The sequence below is a fragment of the Streptomyces sp. NBC_01176 genome (genome assembly GCF_045039825.1).
Taxonomy (GTDB): domain Bacteria; phylum Actinomycetota; class Actinomycetes; order Streptomycetales; family Streptomycetaceae; genus Streptomyces.
Genome location: NZ_CP108600.1, coordinates 157,965 through 173,236, shown reverse-complemented (window position 1 = coordinate 173,236; position 15,272 = coordinate 157,965). Strand labels below are relative to the sequence as shown.

Annotated in this window: 1 protein-coding gene; it reads left to right on the top strand. The window is 73.5% G+C overall.

All coding sequences use genetic code 11. The features are described from left to right. The first annotated feature begins 44 nt into the window (after window positions 1-44). Complete coding sequence (locus OG199_RS00450) at window positions 45-15,227, top strand: type I polyketide synthase (protein ID WP_405827194.1); 15,183 nt, start codon at window positions 45-47, stop codon at window positions 15,225-15,227. Window positions 15,228-15,272 lie beyond the last annotated feature (45 nt).

Genomic DNA, 15,272 nt, shown 5'->3' with positions numbered 1-15,272 from the left:
AACCCCGTCATGGCTCCCGATTCTCGAAGGGCTGACTTTTTGCCATGGACAACAACGAGGACAAGCTCCGCGACTACCTCAAGCGGGTCACCACGGACCTGCGGCAGACGCGCCGCAGGCTCGCCGAGTTCGAGACCCGCGAGCACGAGCCCGTTGCCATCGTGGCGACCGCCTGCCGCCTGCCCGGCGGAGTCCGCACCCCGGAGGACCTCTGGACGGTGGTGAGCGAGGGCACCGACACCGTCGCGGCCATGCCCACGGACCGCGGCTGGGACCTCGACGCGCTCTACGACCCGGACCCCGACCGGACCGGCACCAGCTACGTCCGCGAGGGCGCCTTCCTCTACGACGCGGCGGAGTTCGACGCCGGGTTCTTCGGGATCTCGCCGCGCGAGGCACTGGCCATGGACCCGCAGCAGCGCCTCCTGCTGGAAACCACCTGGGAGCTCTTCGAGCGGGCCGGCATCGACCCCGACACCCTGCGCGGCAGCAGCACCGGCGTCTTCATCGGCTCCAGCAACCAGGGCTACGCCGTCGACGGCAGCAACGCGCCCGACGACGTCGAGGGGCACCTGCTGACCGGCGGTTCCGCGGCCGTCCTCTCCGGCCGGCTCTCCTACAGCTTCGGCTTCGAGGGACCCGCGGTCAGCCTCGACACCATGTGCTCCTCGTCCCTCGTGGCCCTGCACCTCGCCATGCAGGCCCTGCGCACCGGCGAGTGCTCCATGGCCGTCACCGGCGGCGCCACCGTCATGGCCACCACCCGCAACTTCGTCGAGTTCAGCCGCCAGCGCGGCCTCGCCACGGACGGCCGGTGCAAGCCGTTCGCGGAGGGCGCGGACGGTACGGGCTGGGGCGAGGGCGTGGGCGTCCTGCTGCTGGAGCGGCTCTCGGACGCGCGCCGCAACGGACACCAGGTCCTCGCGGTCGTCCGCGGTTCCGCGATCAACCAGGACGGCGCCTCCAACGGACTGACCGCCCCCAACGGCCCCTCCCAGCAGCGTGTCATCCGCGCCGCCCTCGCCAACGCGGACCTCACCGCCCAGGACATCGACGCCATCGAGGCGCACGGCACGGGCACCAAGCTCGGTGACCCCATCGAGGCACAGGCCCTGCTCGCCACCTACGGCAAGGACCGGCCCGCCGACCAGCCGCTGTGGCTCGGCTCGGTGAAGTCCAACATCGGCCACACCCAGGCCGCCTCCGGCGTCGCCGCCGTGATCAAGACGGTCGAGTCCCTCCGTCGGGGAGTCCTCCCCAAGAGCCTGCACGTCGACGAGCCGACCTCGCACGTCGACTGGTCCACCCGGACCCTGAAACTCCTGACGGAATCCGTCGACTGGCCCGAGACCGGCAGGCCCCGCCGCGCCGGCGTCTCCTCCTTCGGCGGCAGCGGCACCAACGCCCACGTCCTCCTCGAACAGGCACCGCAGGACGAGGAACCGCAGGACGAGGAAGCGCAGGAAACCGCGGCCGAGCCCGCCACCACCCCCACCGCCCTTCCCTGGCTGCTGTCCGCACGCTCGGACAAAGCACTCAAGGCCCAGGCGGAGCGGCTCGTGGCCGCCGTCGAAGCCGGTGACACCGACGCCGTCGACGTCGCCCACTCCCTGGTGACCGGCCGCGCCGCACTCGAAGAGCGCGCCGTCGTCGTCGGCGCCGACCGCGACGCACTCCTGACCGCCCTGCGCGCCGTCGCACGCGGCGAACAGCCCGCCACCGTGGCCCGCGGCCTCGCCGAGAACCCCGGCGAGGACGTCGACACCGTCTTCGTGTTCCCGGGTCAGGGTGCGCAGTGGGTGGGGATGGCGGTCGAACTCCTGGATTCCTCGCCGGTGTTCGCGGCTCGCTTTGGTGAGTGTGCGGCGGCGTTGGACGGGTTCGTGGACTTCGATCTGCTGGATGTCGTCCGTGAGGGCCGGTCGTTGGACCGGGTGGATGTGGTGCAGCCGGTGTTGTGGGCGGTGATGGTGTCGCTGGCGGCGTTGTGGGAGTCGTTCGGTGTGCGTCCGGCGGCGGTGGTGGGTCATTCGCAGGGTGAGATCGCGGCTGCGGTCGTCGCGGGTGCGCTGTCGTTGCAGGACGGTGCGCGGGTGGCGGCCTTGCGCAGCCGTGCGATCACCGCACTCGCGGGCCAGGGTGGGATGGTGTCGGTCGCGTTGTCGCGTGAGCGCGCCGAGGAACTGATCGCGGGCTGGGACGGTCGTATCTCGGTCGCGGCGGTCAACGGTCCGACGTCGGTCGTGGTCTCCGGTGACGCGGACGCGCTCGATGAGTTGGTGGAGCAGGCGGGCACCGAAGACATTCGGGTGCGGCGGGTGGAGGTGGACTACGCCTCCCACTCGGCGCATGTCGAGCTGATCCGTGAGGAGCTGCTGGAGGTTCTTGCTCCGGTCGTTGCACGTGAGCCGGAGGTGCCGTTCTTCTCGACGGTGACGGGTGGGTGGCTGGAGTCGGCGGTCACGGATGCCGGCTACTGGTACACGAACCTGCGTCAGACCGTTCAACTGGAGTCTGCGGTCCGTGAGTTGGTGGGTTCGGGGCATGGTGCGTTCCTGGAGATGAGTCCGCATCCCGTGCTGACCGTTCCGGTCGCGGAGACGGTGGAGGCGGCCGGTGGTGAGGCCGTGGTCACGGGTACTCTGCGTCGCGGTCAGGGCGGCCTGGCCCGTTTCTACACCTCTCTCGGTGAGGCGTGGACGCGCGGCGTCACCGTCGACTGGAGTCCGGTGTTCGCCGGGCGGCGTCCGCGGCGGGTGGAGTTGCCGACGTATGCCTTCCAGCACCAGCGGTTCTGGCTGGAGCTGCCGAAGGCCTCGGCGGTGGTGGCGGACCCGGTGGACGAGGCGTTCTGGAAGAGTGTCGAGGACGGTGACCTGGAAGGGTTCGCGCGCACTCTCGGTATCGAGGACCAGGAGTCCCTGGGTTCGGTGGTTCCGGCCCTGTCGTCGTGGCGCAAGGGACGCCAGGCCCGTTCCACCCTCGACAGCTGGCGCTACCGCATCGTCTGGCGGCCGAAACCCGAACCGGGCACACCCGCCCCGACCCTCGACGGCACCTGGCTCGTCGTCGTCCCCGAAACCCACCAGGACGCCACGATCGTCCAGACCGTGACCCGCCTCCTCGTCGAGGCCGGAGCCGCGACCGTTCCCCTGGTGATGAACGAGACGGAACTCGACCGGACCGCCGTCGCGGAACAACTCACCGACATCGTCGCCGCCGACGCCGCCACCCCCGTACGCGGAGTGGTGTCCCTGCTCGCCCTCGACGAGCGCCCCGCCCCGGGCCACGCCGGACCCACCGTCGGCCTGACCCAGTCGGTCGCCCTCCTCCAGGGACTCCTCGACGCCGGGACCGACACCCGGCTGTGGCTGCTGACCACCGAGTCGGCCACCACCGGCATCGCCGGCGACACGGTGGCACATCCCCTCCAGGCCGCCGTCTGGGGACTCGGCCGGGTCATCGCCCTCGAACAGCCCAAGCTGTGGGGCGCCCTGCTCGACCTGCCCGCCGAACTCGACGCGCGCACCGGAGCGGCACTCGTGGAAACCCTCGCCGCCGCCGGCGACGAGGACCAGATCGCACTGCGCCCCTCCGGCACCTACATCCGCCGCCTGGTCCGCGCCCCGCTGTCCGGCCGCCGGTCCGCCCGGACCTGGACCACCAGCGGCAGCGCCCTGGTCACCGGCGGCACCGGAGGCCTCGGCGGCCACGCCGCGCGCCTCCTCGCCCGCAGCGGCGCCGAGCACCTGGTGCTCACCAGCCGGCACGGCCTCGACGCCCCCGGCGCCAGGGACCTGTGCGACGAGCTCACCGCTCTCGGCTGCCGCGTGACCATCGCGGCCTGCGACGTCGCCGACCGCGAGGCCCTGACCCGGCTCGTGGAACAGGTCGAGGCCGAAGGCCCCGCCATCCGCTCCGTCATCCACACCGCGGGCGTCGGCCTGCTGGCACCCCTCGCCGGGACGGACCTCGACTTCTTCTCCGAAGGACTGCGCGCCAAGGTCCTCGGAGCGGCCAACCTCGACGCCGTCTTCGACCACGACCGCCTCGACGCGTTCGTGCTGTACTCCTCCGTCGCGGGCACCTGGGGCAGCGGCGACCACGGCGCCTACTCCGCGGGCAACTCCTACGTCGACGCGCTCGCCGACCACCGGCGCGCCCGCGGCCTGACCGGTACGTCCATCGCGTGGGGCATCTGGAGCCCCGAGGGCGGCGGCATGGCCGTCAACATCGTCCGGGAACAGCTGCGCTGGCGCGGTATCCCCTTCATGGACGCGAAGCTGGCCGTCGAGGGACTGCAGCAGGCACTCGACCACGACGACACCTTCCTCGCCGTCGCCGACATCGACTGGGAACGGTTCGTCCCGGTCTTCACCGCCGCGCACCCGCGACCGCTCCTGCACGAGGTGCCCGAGGTCGCCGAGGCGATGAAGGCCGACGAGGCCGTCGTCGCGAGCGCGGTCAGCCGCGCCGACACCCTCCGCGCGGAACTGGCCGAGATGTCCGCCGCCGAGCGGGACCGGGTGCTGTTCGAGCTGGTCCGCACCGAGGTGGCCGGAGTCCTCGGCCACGCGGACAGCGCCGAGGTCGCCGTCACCCGCGCCTTCCGCGAGATGGGCTTCGACTCCCTCACCGCGGTCGAACTGCGCAACCGCCTCAACTCCGCCACCGGCCTCGGCCTTCCGGCGACGATCGTCTTCGACCATCCCAACGTCCGCGACCTCGTCCGCTTCCTGCGCACGAGCCTCGTCCCCGACACGCAGGCCGATGCCGCCCCGCCGGCCACCGTCACCCCCGTGGCCGCCGCCCACGACGACGAGCCCATCGCCATCGTCTCCATGAGCTGCCGCTTCCCCGGCGGCGTCACCTCGCCCGACGAACTGTGGAGCCTCGTCCTGGACGAGACCGACGCGGTGTCCACCCTGCCCACCGACCGCGGCTGGGACGTCGAGAACCTCTACGATCCCGATCCGGACCGGGCCGGTACGACCTACGCCCGCGAGGGCGGATTCCTGCACGACGCCGCCGAGTTCGACGCCGCGTTCTTCGGGATCTCGCCCCGTGAGGCGACCGCCATGGACCCGCAGCAGCGCCTCCTGCTGGAGACCGCCTGGGAGGCCCTGGAGCGGGCCGGCATCGCCCCCGACAGCCTCCACGGCAGCCCCACCGGCGTCTTCGTCGGCGCCTCCCACCAGGGATACGGGTCACGCTCCGAGGTACCGGAAGGCCTCGAGGGCCACCTCATCACCGGGACCGTCACCAGCATCGCCTCCGGCCGCATCTCCTACACCCTCGGCCTGGAGGGCCCGGCCGTCACCATGGACACCGGCTGCTCCTCCGCCCTGGTCGCCCTGCACCTCGCCCTGCAGGCGCTGCGCTCCGGAGAATGCTCCCTCGCGCTCACCGGCGGCGCCGCCGTCATGGGCGAGCCCATCGGCCTCGTCGGCTTCAGCCGGCAGCGGGGGCTCGCCGTGGACGGCCGCTGCAAGCCCTTCTCCGCCGAAGCCGACGGCATGGGCATGGCCGAAGGCGTCGGCATGGTGCTGCTGGAGCGGCTCTCGGACGCGCGCCGCAACGGACACGAGGTCCTAGCGGTCGTCCGGGGTTCGGCGATCAACCAGGACGGCGCCTCCAACGGCCTGACGGCCCCCAACGGCCTGTCCCAGCAGCGTGTCATCCGCGCCGCCCTGGCCAACGCCGGTCTGTCGGCGGTCGACGTCGACGTGGTCGAGGCGCACGGCACGGGCACCAAGCTCGGTGACCCCATCGAGGCGCAGGCTCTGCTCGCCACCTACGGCAAGGACCGGCCCGCCGACCGACCGTTGTGGCTCGGCTCGGTGAAGTCCAACATCGGCCACACCCAGGCCGCCTCCGGCATGGCCGGGGTCATCAAGATGGTGCAGGCGATGCGGCACGGTGTGCTGCCCAAGTCGCTGCACGCCGACGAGGTGTCGTCGTTCGTGGACTGGTCGGCCGGCGCGGTCGAGGTCCTCTCCGAGGCACGGCCCTGGGAGGAGAACGGCCACCCCCGACGGGCCGGTGTCTCCTCCTTCGGCGTGAGCGGCACGAACGCGCACATCATCATCGAACAGCCCGCGTCCGAGCAGTCCGCGTCCGAGCAGCAGTCCGCATCCGAGCAGTCCGGACCGGCAGCCGCCGAGCCCGCTCCCGAGACGGACGGCCCGGTCGTCCCGTGGCTCGTCACGGCCCGCTCGGAGAAGGCACTCAGGGCCCAGGCGGAGCGGCTCGTGGCCGCCGTCGCCGCCGGGGACGCCGACGCCGTCGACGTCGCCCACTCCCTGGTGACCGGCCGTGCCGCACTCGAGGAACGCGCCGTCGTCGTCGGCGCCGACCGCGACGCACTCCTGACCGCCCTCACCTCGCTCACCGACGGCGAGGCGACCCCCGCACTCGTCCGCGGAACCACCCAGCGCGTCGGCGAGGACATCGACACCGTCTTCGTGTTCCCGGGTCAGGGTGCGCAGTGGGTGGGGATGGCGGTCGAACTCCTGGATACCTCGCCGGTGTTCGCGGCTCGTTTCGGTGAGTGTGCGGCGGCGTTGGACGGGTTCGTGGAGTGGTCGTTGATGGATGTGGTGCGGGGCGTGGAGGGTGCTCCGGGGCTGGACCGGGTGGATGTGGTGCAGCCGGTGTTGTGGGCGGTGATGGTGTCGCTGGCGGCGTTGTGGGAGTCGTTCGGTGTGCGTCCGGCGGCGGTGGTGGGTCATTCGCAGGGTGAGATCGCGGCTGCGGTCGTCGCGGGTGCGCTGAGTCTTCAGGATGGTGCGCGGGTGGTGGCCTTGCGCAGCCGTGCGATCACCGCACTGGCGGGGCAGGGTGGGATGGTGTCGGTCGCGTTGTCGCGTGAGCGCGCCGAGGAACTGATCTCCGCGTGGGGCGGTCGTGTGTCGGTCGCGGCGGTGAACGGTCCGACGTCGGTCGTGGTCTCGGGTGACGCGGACGCGCTCGATGAACTCGTGGAGCAGGCGGGCACCGAAGACATTCGGGTGCGGCGGGTGGAGGTGGACTACGCCTCCCACTCCGCGCATGTCGAGCTGATCCGTGAGGAGCTGCTGGAGATACTCGCTCCGGTCGTTGCACGTGAGCCGGAGGTGCCGTTCTTCTCGACGGTGACGGGTGGGTGGCTGGAGTCGGCGGTCACGGATGCCGGTTACTGGTACACGAATCTGCGTCAGACCGTTCAACTGGAGTCTGCGGTCCGTGAGTTGGTGGGTTCGGGGCATGGTGCGTTCCTGGAGATGAGTCCGCATCCCGTGCTGACCGTTCCCGTCGCGGAGACGGTGGAGGCGGCCGGTGGTGAGGCCGTGGTCACCGGCACCCTGCGCCGCGGTCAGGGCGGCCTGGCCCGCTTCTACACGTCACTGGGTGAGGCGTGGACGCGCGGCGTCACCGTCGACTGGAGCCAGGCCTACGCCGAACAGCACCCGCGCCGGGTGGAGCTGCCCACCTACGCCTTCCAGCGGCAGCGCTACTGGCTCGACGCGCCCGAGCCGGCCGGACCCTTCACCGGCCCGGTCATGTTCGGCGGGGTCGACCTGGCCGACGACGGCTTCTGGGAGTCGGTCGAGGACGGTGACGTCGAAAGCCTCGCCCGGACCCTCGGCCTCGACGACCAGGAGTCACTGGGCGCGATCGTGCCCGCCCTGTCGTCCTGGCGCCGCAGCCGGCGCGAGCGTTCCACCCTCGACAGCTGGCGCTACCGCATCGCCTGGCGGCCCAAGCCCGAACAGGGCGCACCCGTCACCCTCGACGGCACCTGGCTCCTCGTCGTCCCCGAGGGCCAGGAGGACAGCGACTTCGTACGCGGCGTGACGTCATCGGTGGCCGAGCGGGCGGACGGCCTGCGCACCCTCGTCATCGGATCCCGGGAGGCCGAACGCGACCGGCTCGCCGACCTGCTGCGGCAGGAGGCCGCCCACGGCCCCGTGCACGGCATCGTCTCCCTGCTGGCCCTCGACGAACGGCCCTGGGCCGACGAGTGCGCCCTGCCCACCGGGCTCGTCCTGATGACCACCCTGATCCAGGCGCTCGGCGACGCGTCCTTCGACGCGCCCCTGTGGTGCGCCACCAGCGGCGCGGTCTCCGTGCACCGCAACGACACCCTGGACCACCCGCTGCAGGCCATGGCCTGGGGCCTCGGCCGGATCGCCTCCATGGAGTACCCGCAGCGCTGGGGCGGCCTGATCGACCTGCCGGAGACCGTGGACGAGCGGGCCGGCCGACGGCTCGTCGCCGCCCTGTCCGGACTCCTCGACGAGGACCACCTCGCCCTGCGCCCCTCGGGCCTCTTCGCCCGCCGCCTCGTACGCGCCGGCGACGGCCCGCGCCCGGCCGGACCGGCCTGGTCGCCCAGCGGCACCGTCCTGGTCACCGGAGGCACCGGCGGCCTCGGCCGCCACGTCTCCCACTGGCTGGCCCGCAGCGGCGCCGAACACCTGGTACTGGTCAGCAGGCACGGCCCCGACGCCCCCGGAGCCGCCGAACTCGTCGCCGAACTGGCCGCGTTGGGCACCCCGGCGAGTGTCGTCGCCTGCGACGTCGCCGACCGTGACGCCGTCCGCCGACTCGTCGACGACCTGCCCGGCGGCGGCACCCTGACAGCCGTCGTGCACACCGCCGGTGTCATCGACGACGGTGTCATCGACGCACTCACCCCGCAGCGCGCCCACGGCGTCCTGCGGCCGAAGGTGGACGCCGCGCTGGCCCTGCACGAGGCGACCCGCCACCTCGACCTCACCGCGTTCGTCCTGTTCTCCTCCATGGCCGGCACACTCGGCCGCTCCGGCCAGGGCAGCTACGCCGCCGCCAACGCCTTCCTCGACGCGTTCGCCGCCAAGCGACGCGCCGACGGCCTGCCCGCCACGTCCATGGCCTGGGGAACCTGGGCCGGCGGCGGCATGGTCAGCGAAGAGGTCGCCCAGCGACTGCGCCGCGACGGCGTGCCACCCATGGAGCCCGAACTCGCCGTGTCCGCCCTCCAGCAGGCCCTCGACCAGGACGAGGAGTTCCTCGTCGTCGCCGACGTCGACTGGAAACTGGTCACCGCCCGCGCCTTCGCCGCACTGCGCGACTTCCCCGAGGCCCGCGCCGCCACGCCCGAGGGCGAACGCACCGAGAAGGACACCGCGGCACAGGACGGCCCGCCGCTGCCCGCGCGGCTGCGCGGCCTCGCGCCCGCCGAGCGCCGCGCGGCGCTCCTCACGGAGGTCCGCCGCCAGGCCGCGGCGGTGCTCGGACACACCGACACCGACGCCGTGCCCGAGGGCAGGGCCTTCCGCGACCTCGGCTTCGACTCGCTGACCGCCGTCGAACTGCGCAACCGCCTCGCCGAGGCGACCGGGCTGCGCCTGCCCGTCACCATGGCCTTCGACCACCCCTCGGCCGCGGCGCTCGCCGCCCACCTCGACACCGAACTGTTCACCGACGACCACGGCGCCACCACGGACGCCACCACGGCGGACCGGCTCCCGCCCCGGGCACCGGCCGACGACCCGATCGTCATCGTCGGCATGGGCTGCCGCTTCCCCGGCGGCGTCACCTCGCCCGAGGAACTGTGGAGCCTCGTCGCCGACGGCACCGACGCCATCAGCCCGTTCCCCGACAACCGCGGCTGGGACGTGGACAACCTCTACGACCCCGACCCCGACAAGCCCGGCCACTCCTACGCCCGGCACGGCGGATTCCTCTACGACGCCGACCAGTTCGACCCCGCCTTCTTCGGGATCTCGCCCCGTGAGGCGGTAGCCGTCGACCCGCAGCACCGGCTCCTGCTGGAGACCTCGTGGGAAGCCCTCGAGCGGGCCGGGATCGACCCCGAACGCGTCCGGGGCACCCAGACCGGCGTCTTCATCGGCTCCAACTACAACGACTACGGCACCCGGGCCCGCCAGGCACCCGAAGGACTGGAGGGCTACCTGGCCACGGGCAGCGCGAGCAGCGTCGCCTCCGGCCGCATCGCCTACACCTTCGGCCTGGAAGGCCCGGCGGTCACCGTCGACACCGCCTGCTCCTCCTCCCTCGTCGCCCTGCACCTCGCCGTGCAGGCACTGCGGTCGGGGGAGTGCGGCCTCGCCCTCGCGGGCGGCGTCACCGTGATCTCCACACCGGACACCTTCATCGAGTTCAGCCGGCAGCGCGCCCTGTCGCCCGACGGCCGCTGCAAGGCCTTCTCCGCCGACGCCGACGGCGCGGGCTGGGCCGAGGGCGTCGGCCTGCTGCTCCTGGAACGACTCTCCGACGCCCGCAGCAACGGCCACACCGTCCTCGCGACCGTGGCCGGCACGGCCGTCAACCAGGACGGCGCCTCCAACGGGCTCACCGCCCCCAACGGTCCCGCACAGCAGCGGGTCATCCGCCAGGCCCTCGGCTCCGCCGGCCTCGCCCCGGCCGACGTCGACGTCGTCGAGGCACACGGCACCGGCACCAAGCTGGGCGACCCGATCGAGGCCCAGGCCCTGCTCGCGGCGTACGGCCAGGACCGGCCCGCCGACCGGCCGCTGTGGCTCGGCGCGCTGAAGTCCAACATCGGCCACACCCAGGCCGCTTCGGGCGTCGCCGGCATCATCAAGATGGTGATGGCGATGCGGCACGGCGTGCTGCCCCGCACGCTGCACGCCGAGAACCCCTCCCCGCACATCGACTGGTCCTCGGGCGCGGTACGCCTGCTCGACCAGGAACGCGACTGGGCCCGGGGCGACGCCCCGCGCCGTGCCGGTGTCTCCTCCTTCGGCGTCAGCGGAACCAACGCCCACGTCATCCTCCAGGAACCCGAGCCCACCGACGACGCCCTCCCCGAGACCGCCCAGCCGCCCGCCGGCCACCCCACCGACACCACCGACCGCACCGACACCACCGGCGGCACCGAACACGTTGACGGCACTGACGGCACCGGCAACGCGACGGACACCACCGCAACGGCAACGGATCCGGCACCGATCGTGCCGTGGCTGCTGTCGGCCCGCGGCACGGCCGCCCTGCGCGAACAGGCCCGCCGCCTGCTCGACCACCTCGCCCCGCCCCACGACGCACGCCCGGCCGACATCGCCCTGTCCCTGGCCCGCGGACGGACCGCCTTCGAGGACCGGGCCGCGGTCGTCGCCGGCGACCCGGCCTCCTTCACCGAGGCCCTGACCGCACTCGCCGAGGGCCGCGAACACCCGCTCCTCAGCGTGGACCGGGCACGCACCGGCAAGGTCGCGTTCCTCTTCTCCGGACAGGGCGCGCAGCAGCCCGGCACCGGACGCGCCCTCTACGCCGAGTACGACGTCTTCGCCGACGCCCTGGACGCGGTCTGCGCACACATGGACCGCCACCTCGAACACCCCCTGCGCGACATCCTGTTCGCACCGGCCGGGACACCCGAGGCCGCACTCCTCGACCAGACCGCCTACACCCAGGCAGGCCTGTTCGCCGTGGAGGTCGCCCTGTACCGGCTCGTGGAGAGCACCGGTCTCAAGCCCGACGCCGTCCTCGGTCACTCCGTCGGCGAGATCGCCGCCGCGCACGTCGCCGGAGTACTCGCCCTGGAGGACGCCTGCCTGCTGGTCGCCACCCGCGGCCGGCTCATGCAGGCCCTGCCGCAGGGCGGCGCCATGATCTCCGTACAGGCGTCCGAACAGGAGGTACTGCCGCTGCTCGCCGGCCACGAGGGCAGGGCCGCCATCGCCGCCCTCAACAGCCCCCTGGCCACCGTCGTCTCCGGAGACGAGGACGCGGTGACCGCCGTCGCCGACGCACTCGCCGCCCAGGGCCGCAAGACCCGGCGCCTGAACGTCAGCCACGCCTTCCACTCGCCCCGCATGGACGCCATGCTCGACGAGTTCGCCGCCCTCACCGCCCACCTCCCGCACCACACCCCCGCCCTGCCCGTGGTCTCCGCCGTCACCGGCGCCCCCTACGGAGCACAGGAGATCGCCGACCCCGCCCACTGGGGGCGCCAGGTCCGCGAGGCCGTCCGGTTCAGCGACGGCGTGCGCACCCTGGAGGAACAGGGCATCACCACCTACGTCGAGATCGGCCCCGGCGGCGTACTGACCGCCCTGGCCGGCGACTGCGTCACCGGCGACGCCACCCTCGTACCGCTGCTGCGCCGCGACACCGACGAGCGCGAGTCCTTCACCACCGCACTCGCCCGGCTGCACGTCCGCGGCCACGCACCCGACTGGGCCACCCTGCTCGCCCCGCTGGGCGCGCACCGGGTCGACCTGCCGACCTACCCCTTCCAGCGCAGCAGCTACTGGCTCCAGGCCACCCCCAGCACCCGCGACGTCGCCCACACCGGAGTGGAGGCCGCCGGACACCCGCTGCTCGACATCTCCGTACCACTGGCCGGCTCGGACGGCGTACTGCTCACCGGCACCGTGTCCGTGGAACGCCAGCCCTGGCTGCGCGACCACGCGCTCGGCGACAGCGTCCTCTTCCCGGGCACCGCGTTCCTCGAACTCGCCCTCCAGGCCTGCGAACGGGCCGGCGCCGCCCAGGTCACCGACCTCACCCTGGAGACACCCCTCGTCCTGCCCCTCACCGGAGCCCTCCAGCTCCAGGTCACCGTCGCCCCCTCCGACGGCTCCGCGACCCGCGCCCTGACCGTGCACGCACGGCCCCTGAGCACCCACGACGACACGGCCCCGCCCTGGGTCCGGCACGCCGCGGGCACACTCGGCGACGAACCGGCCGACCCGCCCGAGCACCTCGGCACGGCCGCCTGGCCGCCCGCCGGCGCCGAACCCCTCGACGTGTCCGGGCTGTACACCCGCATCGCCGAGAACGGCTTCCACTACGGGCCCGCCTTCCGCGGCCTGCGCGCCGCCTGGCGCCTGGGCGACGAGGTGTACGCGGAGATCGCCCCGCAGGACGGCACCGCCCCCGAACGCGCCGGGGACTTCACCGTCCACCCCGCACTCCTGGACGCCGCCCTGCACACCGTGGCACTCGTCGCCGACGCCGACGGACCCACCGTCGTACCGTTCACCTTCACCGGAGTGACGGTGACCGCCGCCGGACCGGCCGCACTGCGCGTACGCCTCACCCCGCGCGGAGACCACCAGTACGCCGTCCAGGTCGCCGACGCCACCGGCACACCCGTCGCCGGCATCACCGGACTCGTCCTGCGCCCCGTCGACAGCACCCGGCCGGCCCACCCCACCGGCGCCGCCGGCCTCTACCGCGTGCGGTGGGTGCCCGCCGGCACGCACGACGGCACCGCCCCGGCACCGGCCCTTCTCGACGCCGACGCCACCCTGACCGACTGGGCCGCCCGGCACACCGGCGCGCTGACCCGCCACGACAGCCTCGACGCCCTGCGCGCCGAGGTCGCCGCCGGCGCCCCGCTGCCGCCTACGGTGCTGGTCGCCCTGCCCGCGACCGCCGGTGCCCCGGACCCCGCCGACGCCGTCCGCCGGACCACGCACCGCGCCCTCGAACTGGCCGGCGCCTGGCTGCGGGAGGAGACGTTCGCGCCGGCACGACTGGTGTTCGCCACCCGCCACGCCGTGACGACCGCTGCCGGCGACGCCGCGGCCACCGACCCGGCGCAGGCCGCCGTATGGGGCCTGATCCGCGCGGCCAAGGCCGAGAACCCGGGCCGCTTCGGCCTCCTCGACCACGACGGCGCCGCCGCCTCCCTGGACCTGCTGCCCGCCGTCCTGGCCGGCGGCGAAGCGGAGACGGCCCTGCGCAACGGCAGCGCACTCGCCCCGCGCCTGACCCGCGCCCAGGACCTCACGGACCGCCGGGACCCCACGGACACCGGAGACCCCACGGACACCGGAGACCTCACGGACACCGGAGACCTGACGGACACCGGAGGCCTCACCGGCTTCGACCCCTCCGGCACGGTCCTGGTCACCGGAGCGTCCGGAGTGCTCGCCCGGCAGGTGGCCCGCCACCTCGTCACCACGCACGCGGTCGACTCCCTGATCCTGGCCAGCCGGCGAGGCGCCGAGGCCGAAGGCATGGCCGCACTGTCCGAGGAACTGCGCGGCCACGGCGCCCGGGTGACCCTCGCCGCCTGCGACGTCGCCGACCGCGACGCCCTCGCCGCACTCCTGGCCGGCATCCCCGCCGACCGCCCGCTGACCGCCGTCGTGCACACCGCCGGCGTCCTCGACGACGGTGTCGTCGAGGCCCTCACCCCCGAACGGGTGGACACCGCCCTGCGGGCCAAGGCCGACGCCGCGGCACACCTCGACGAACTCACCCGCGACGCCCGCCCCGTCACCCTCGTCCTGTTCTCCTCGCTCGCCGGCACCTTCGGCGGCGTCGGCCAGGGCAACTACTCGGCCGCCAACGCCTTCCTCGACGCCCTCGCCGCCCGGCGCAGCGCCGCGGGACACCCGGCGCTCTCCCTGGCCTGGGGACTGTGGGCCGAACGCAGCGGCATGACCGGCAAACTCGGCGAGGCCGACCTGCGCCGGGTGCAACGCGGCGGCGTCCAGCCCATGGACACCGCCGAAGCCCTCGCCCTGCTCGATACCGCACTCGGCGCGCCCGACGTCTTCCTCGCGCCCGCCGCACTCGACCCGGCCGCCCTGCGCGCCTCCGACGGATCCGTGCCGCACCTGCTGCGCGACCTCGTCCAGGCCCGCAACCCACGACTGGCCCGCGCGAGCGGCCCGGCCGCCGACCACACGGCACCGGAGAGCGCCGACGGCCTGAAAGAACGCCTCGCGGCCCTGCCGGCGCACGAGCGCCACGGCGCCCTGCTGCAGGCGGTGCTCGCCCAGGCGGCCCTCGTCCTGGGCTACGACACGGCCGACCTCATCGACCCCGAACGGGGCTTCCTGCAGGTCGGCTTCGACTCCCTGACCGCCGTCGAACTGCGCAACCGGCTCGGCGCCGTCACCGGCGTCCGACTCCCGGCCACCCTGCTGTTCGACTACCCGACCCCCGCGGGACTCGCCGACCACCTGCTGACCCGGATGGCCCCCGCACCCGCCCCCGCGGCACCGGGCACGGCCCCCGCCTCCGGCGGCTCCGTGCTGGCACAACTCGACCACATGGAAGGAGAGTTCCAACAGGTGCTGGCCGAGGCCGGACCGTACGACGAACTGCACGACGGACTCCGCAGCCGGCTCCAGCGGCTGCTCGCCCAGCTCGACGCCGCCGCGCCCGCGACGCACCAGGCGGCCGGCACCGGCCACCCGGACGAGGTGTCGGACGACGAACTGCGCCGGTTCCTGGAGACCGAACTCGGCGGTGCATGACCCACGGGGGCGGCCGTCCGGCAGGGCGGCCGCCCCACCCCACCC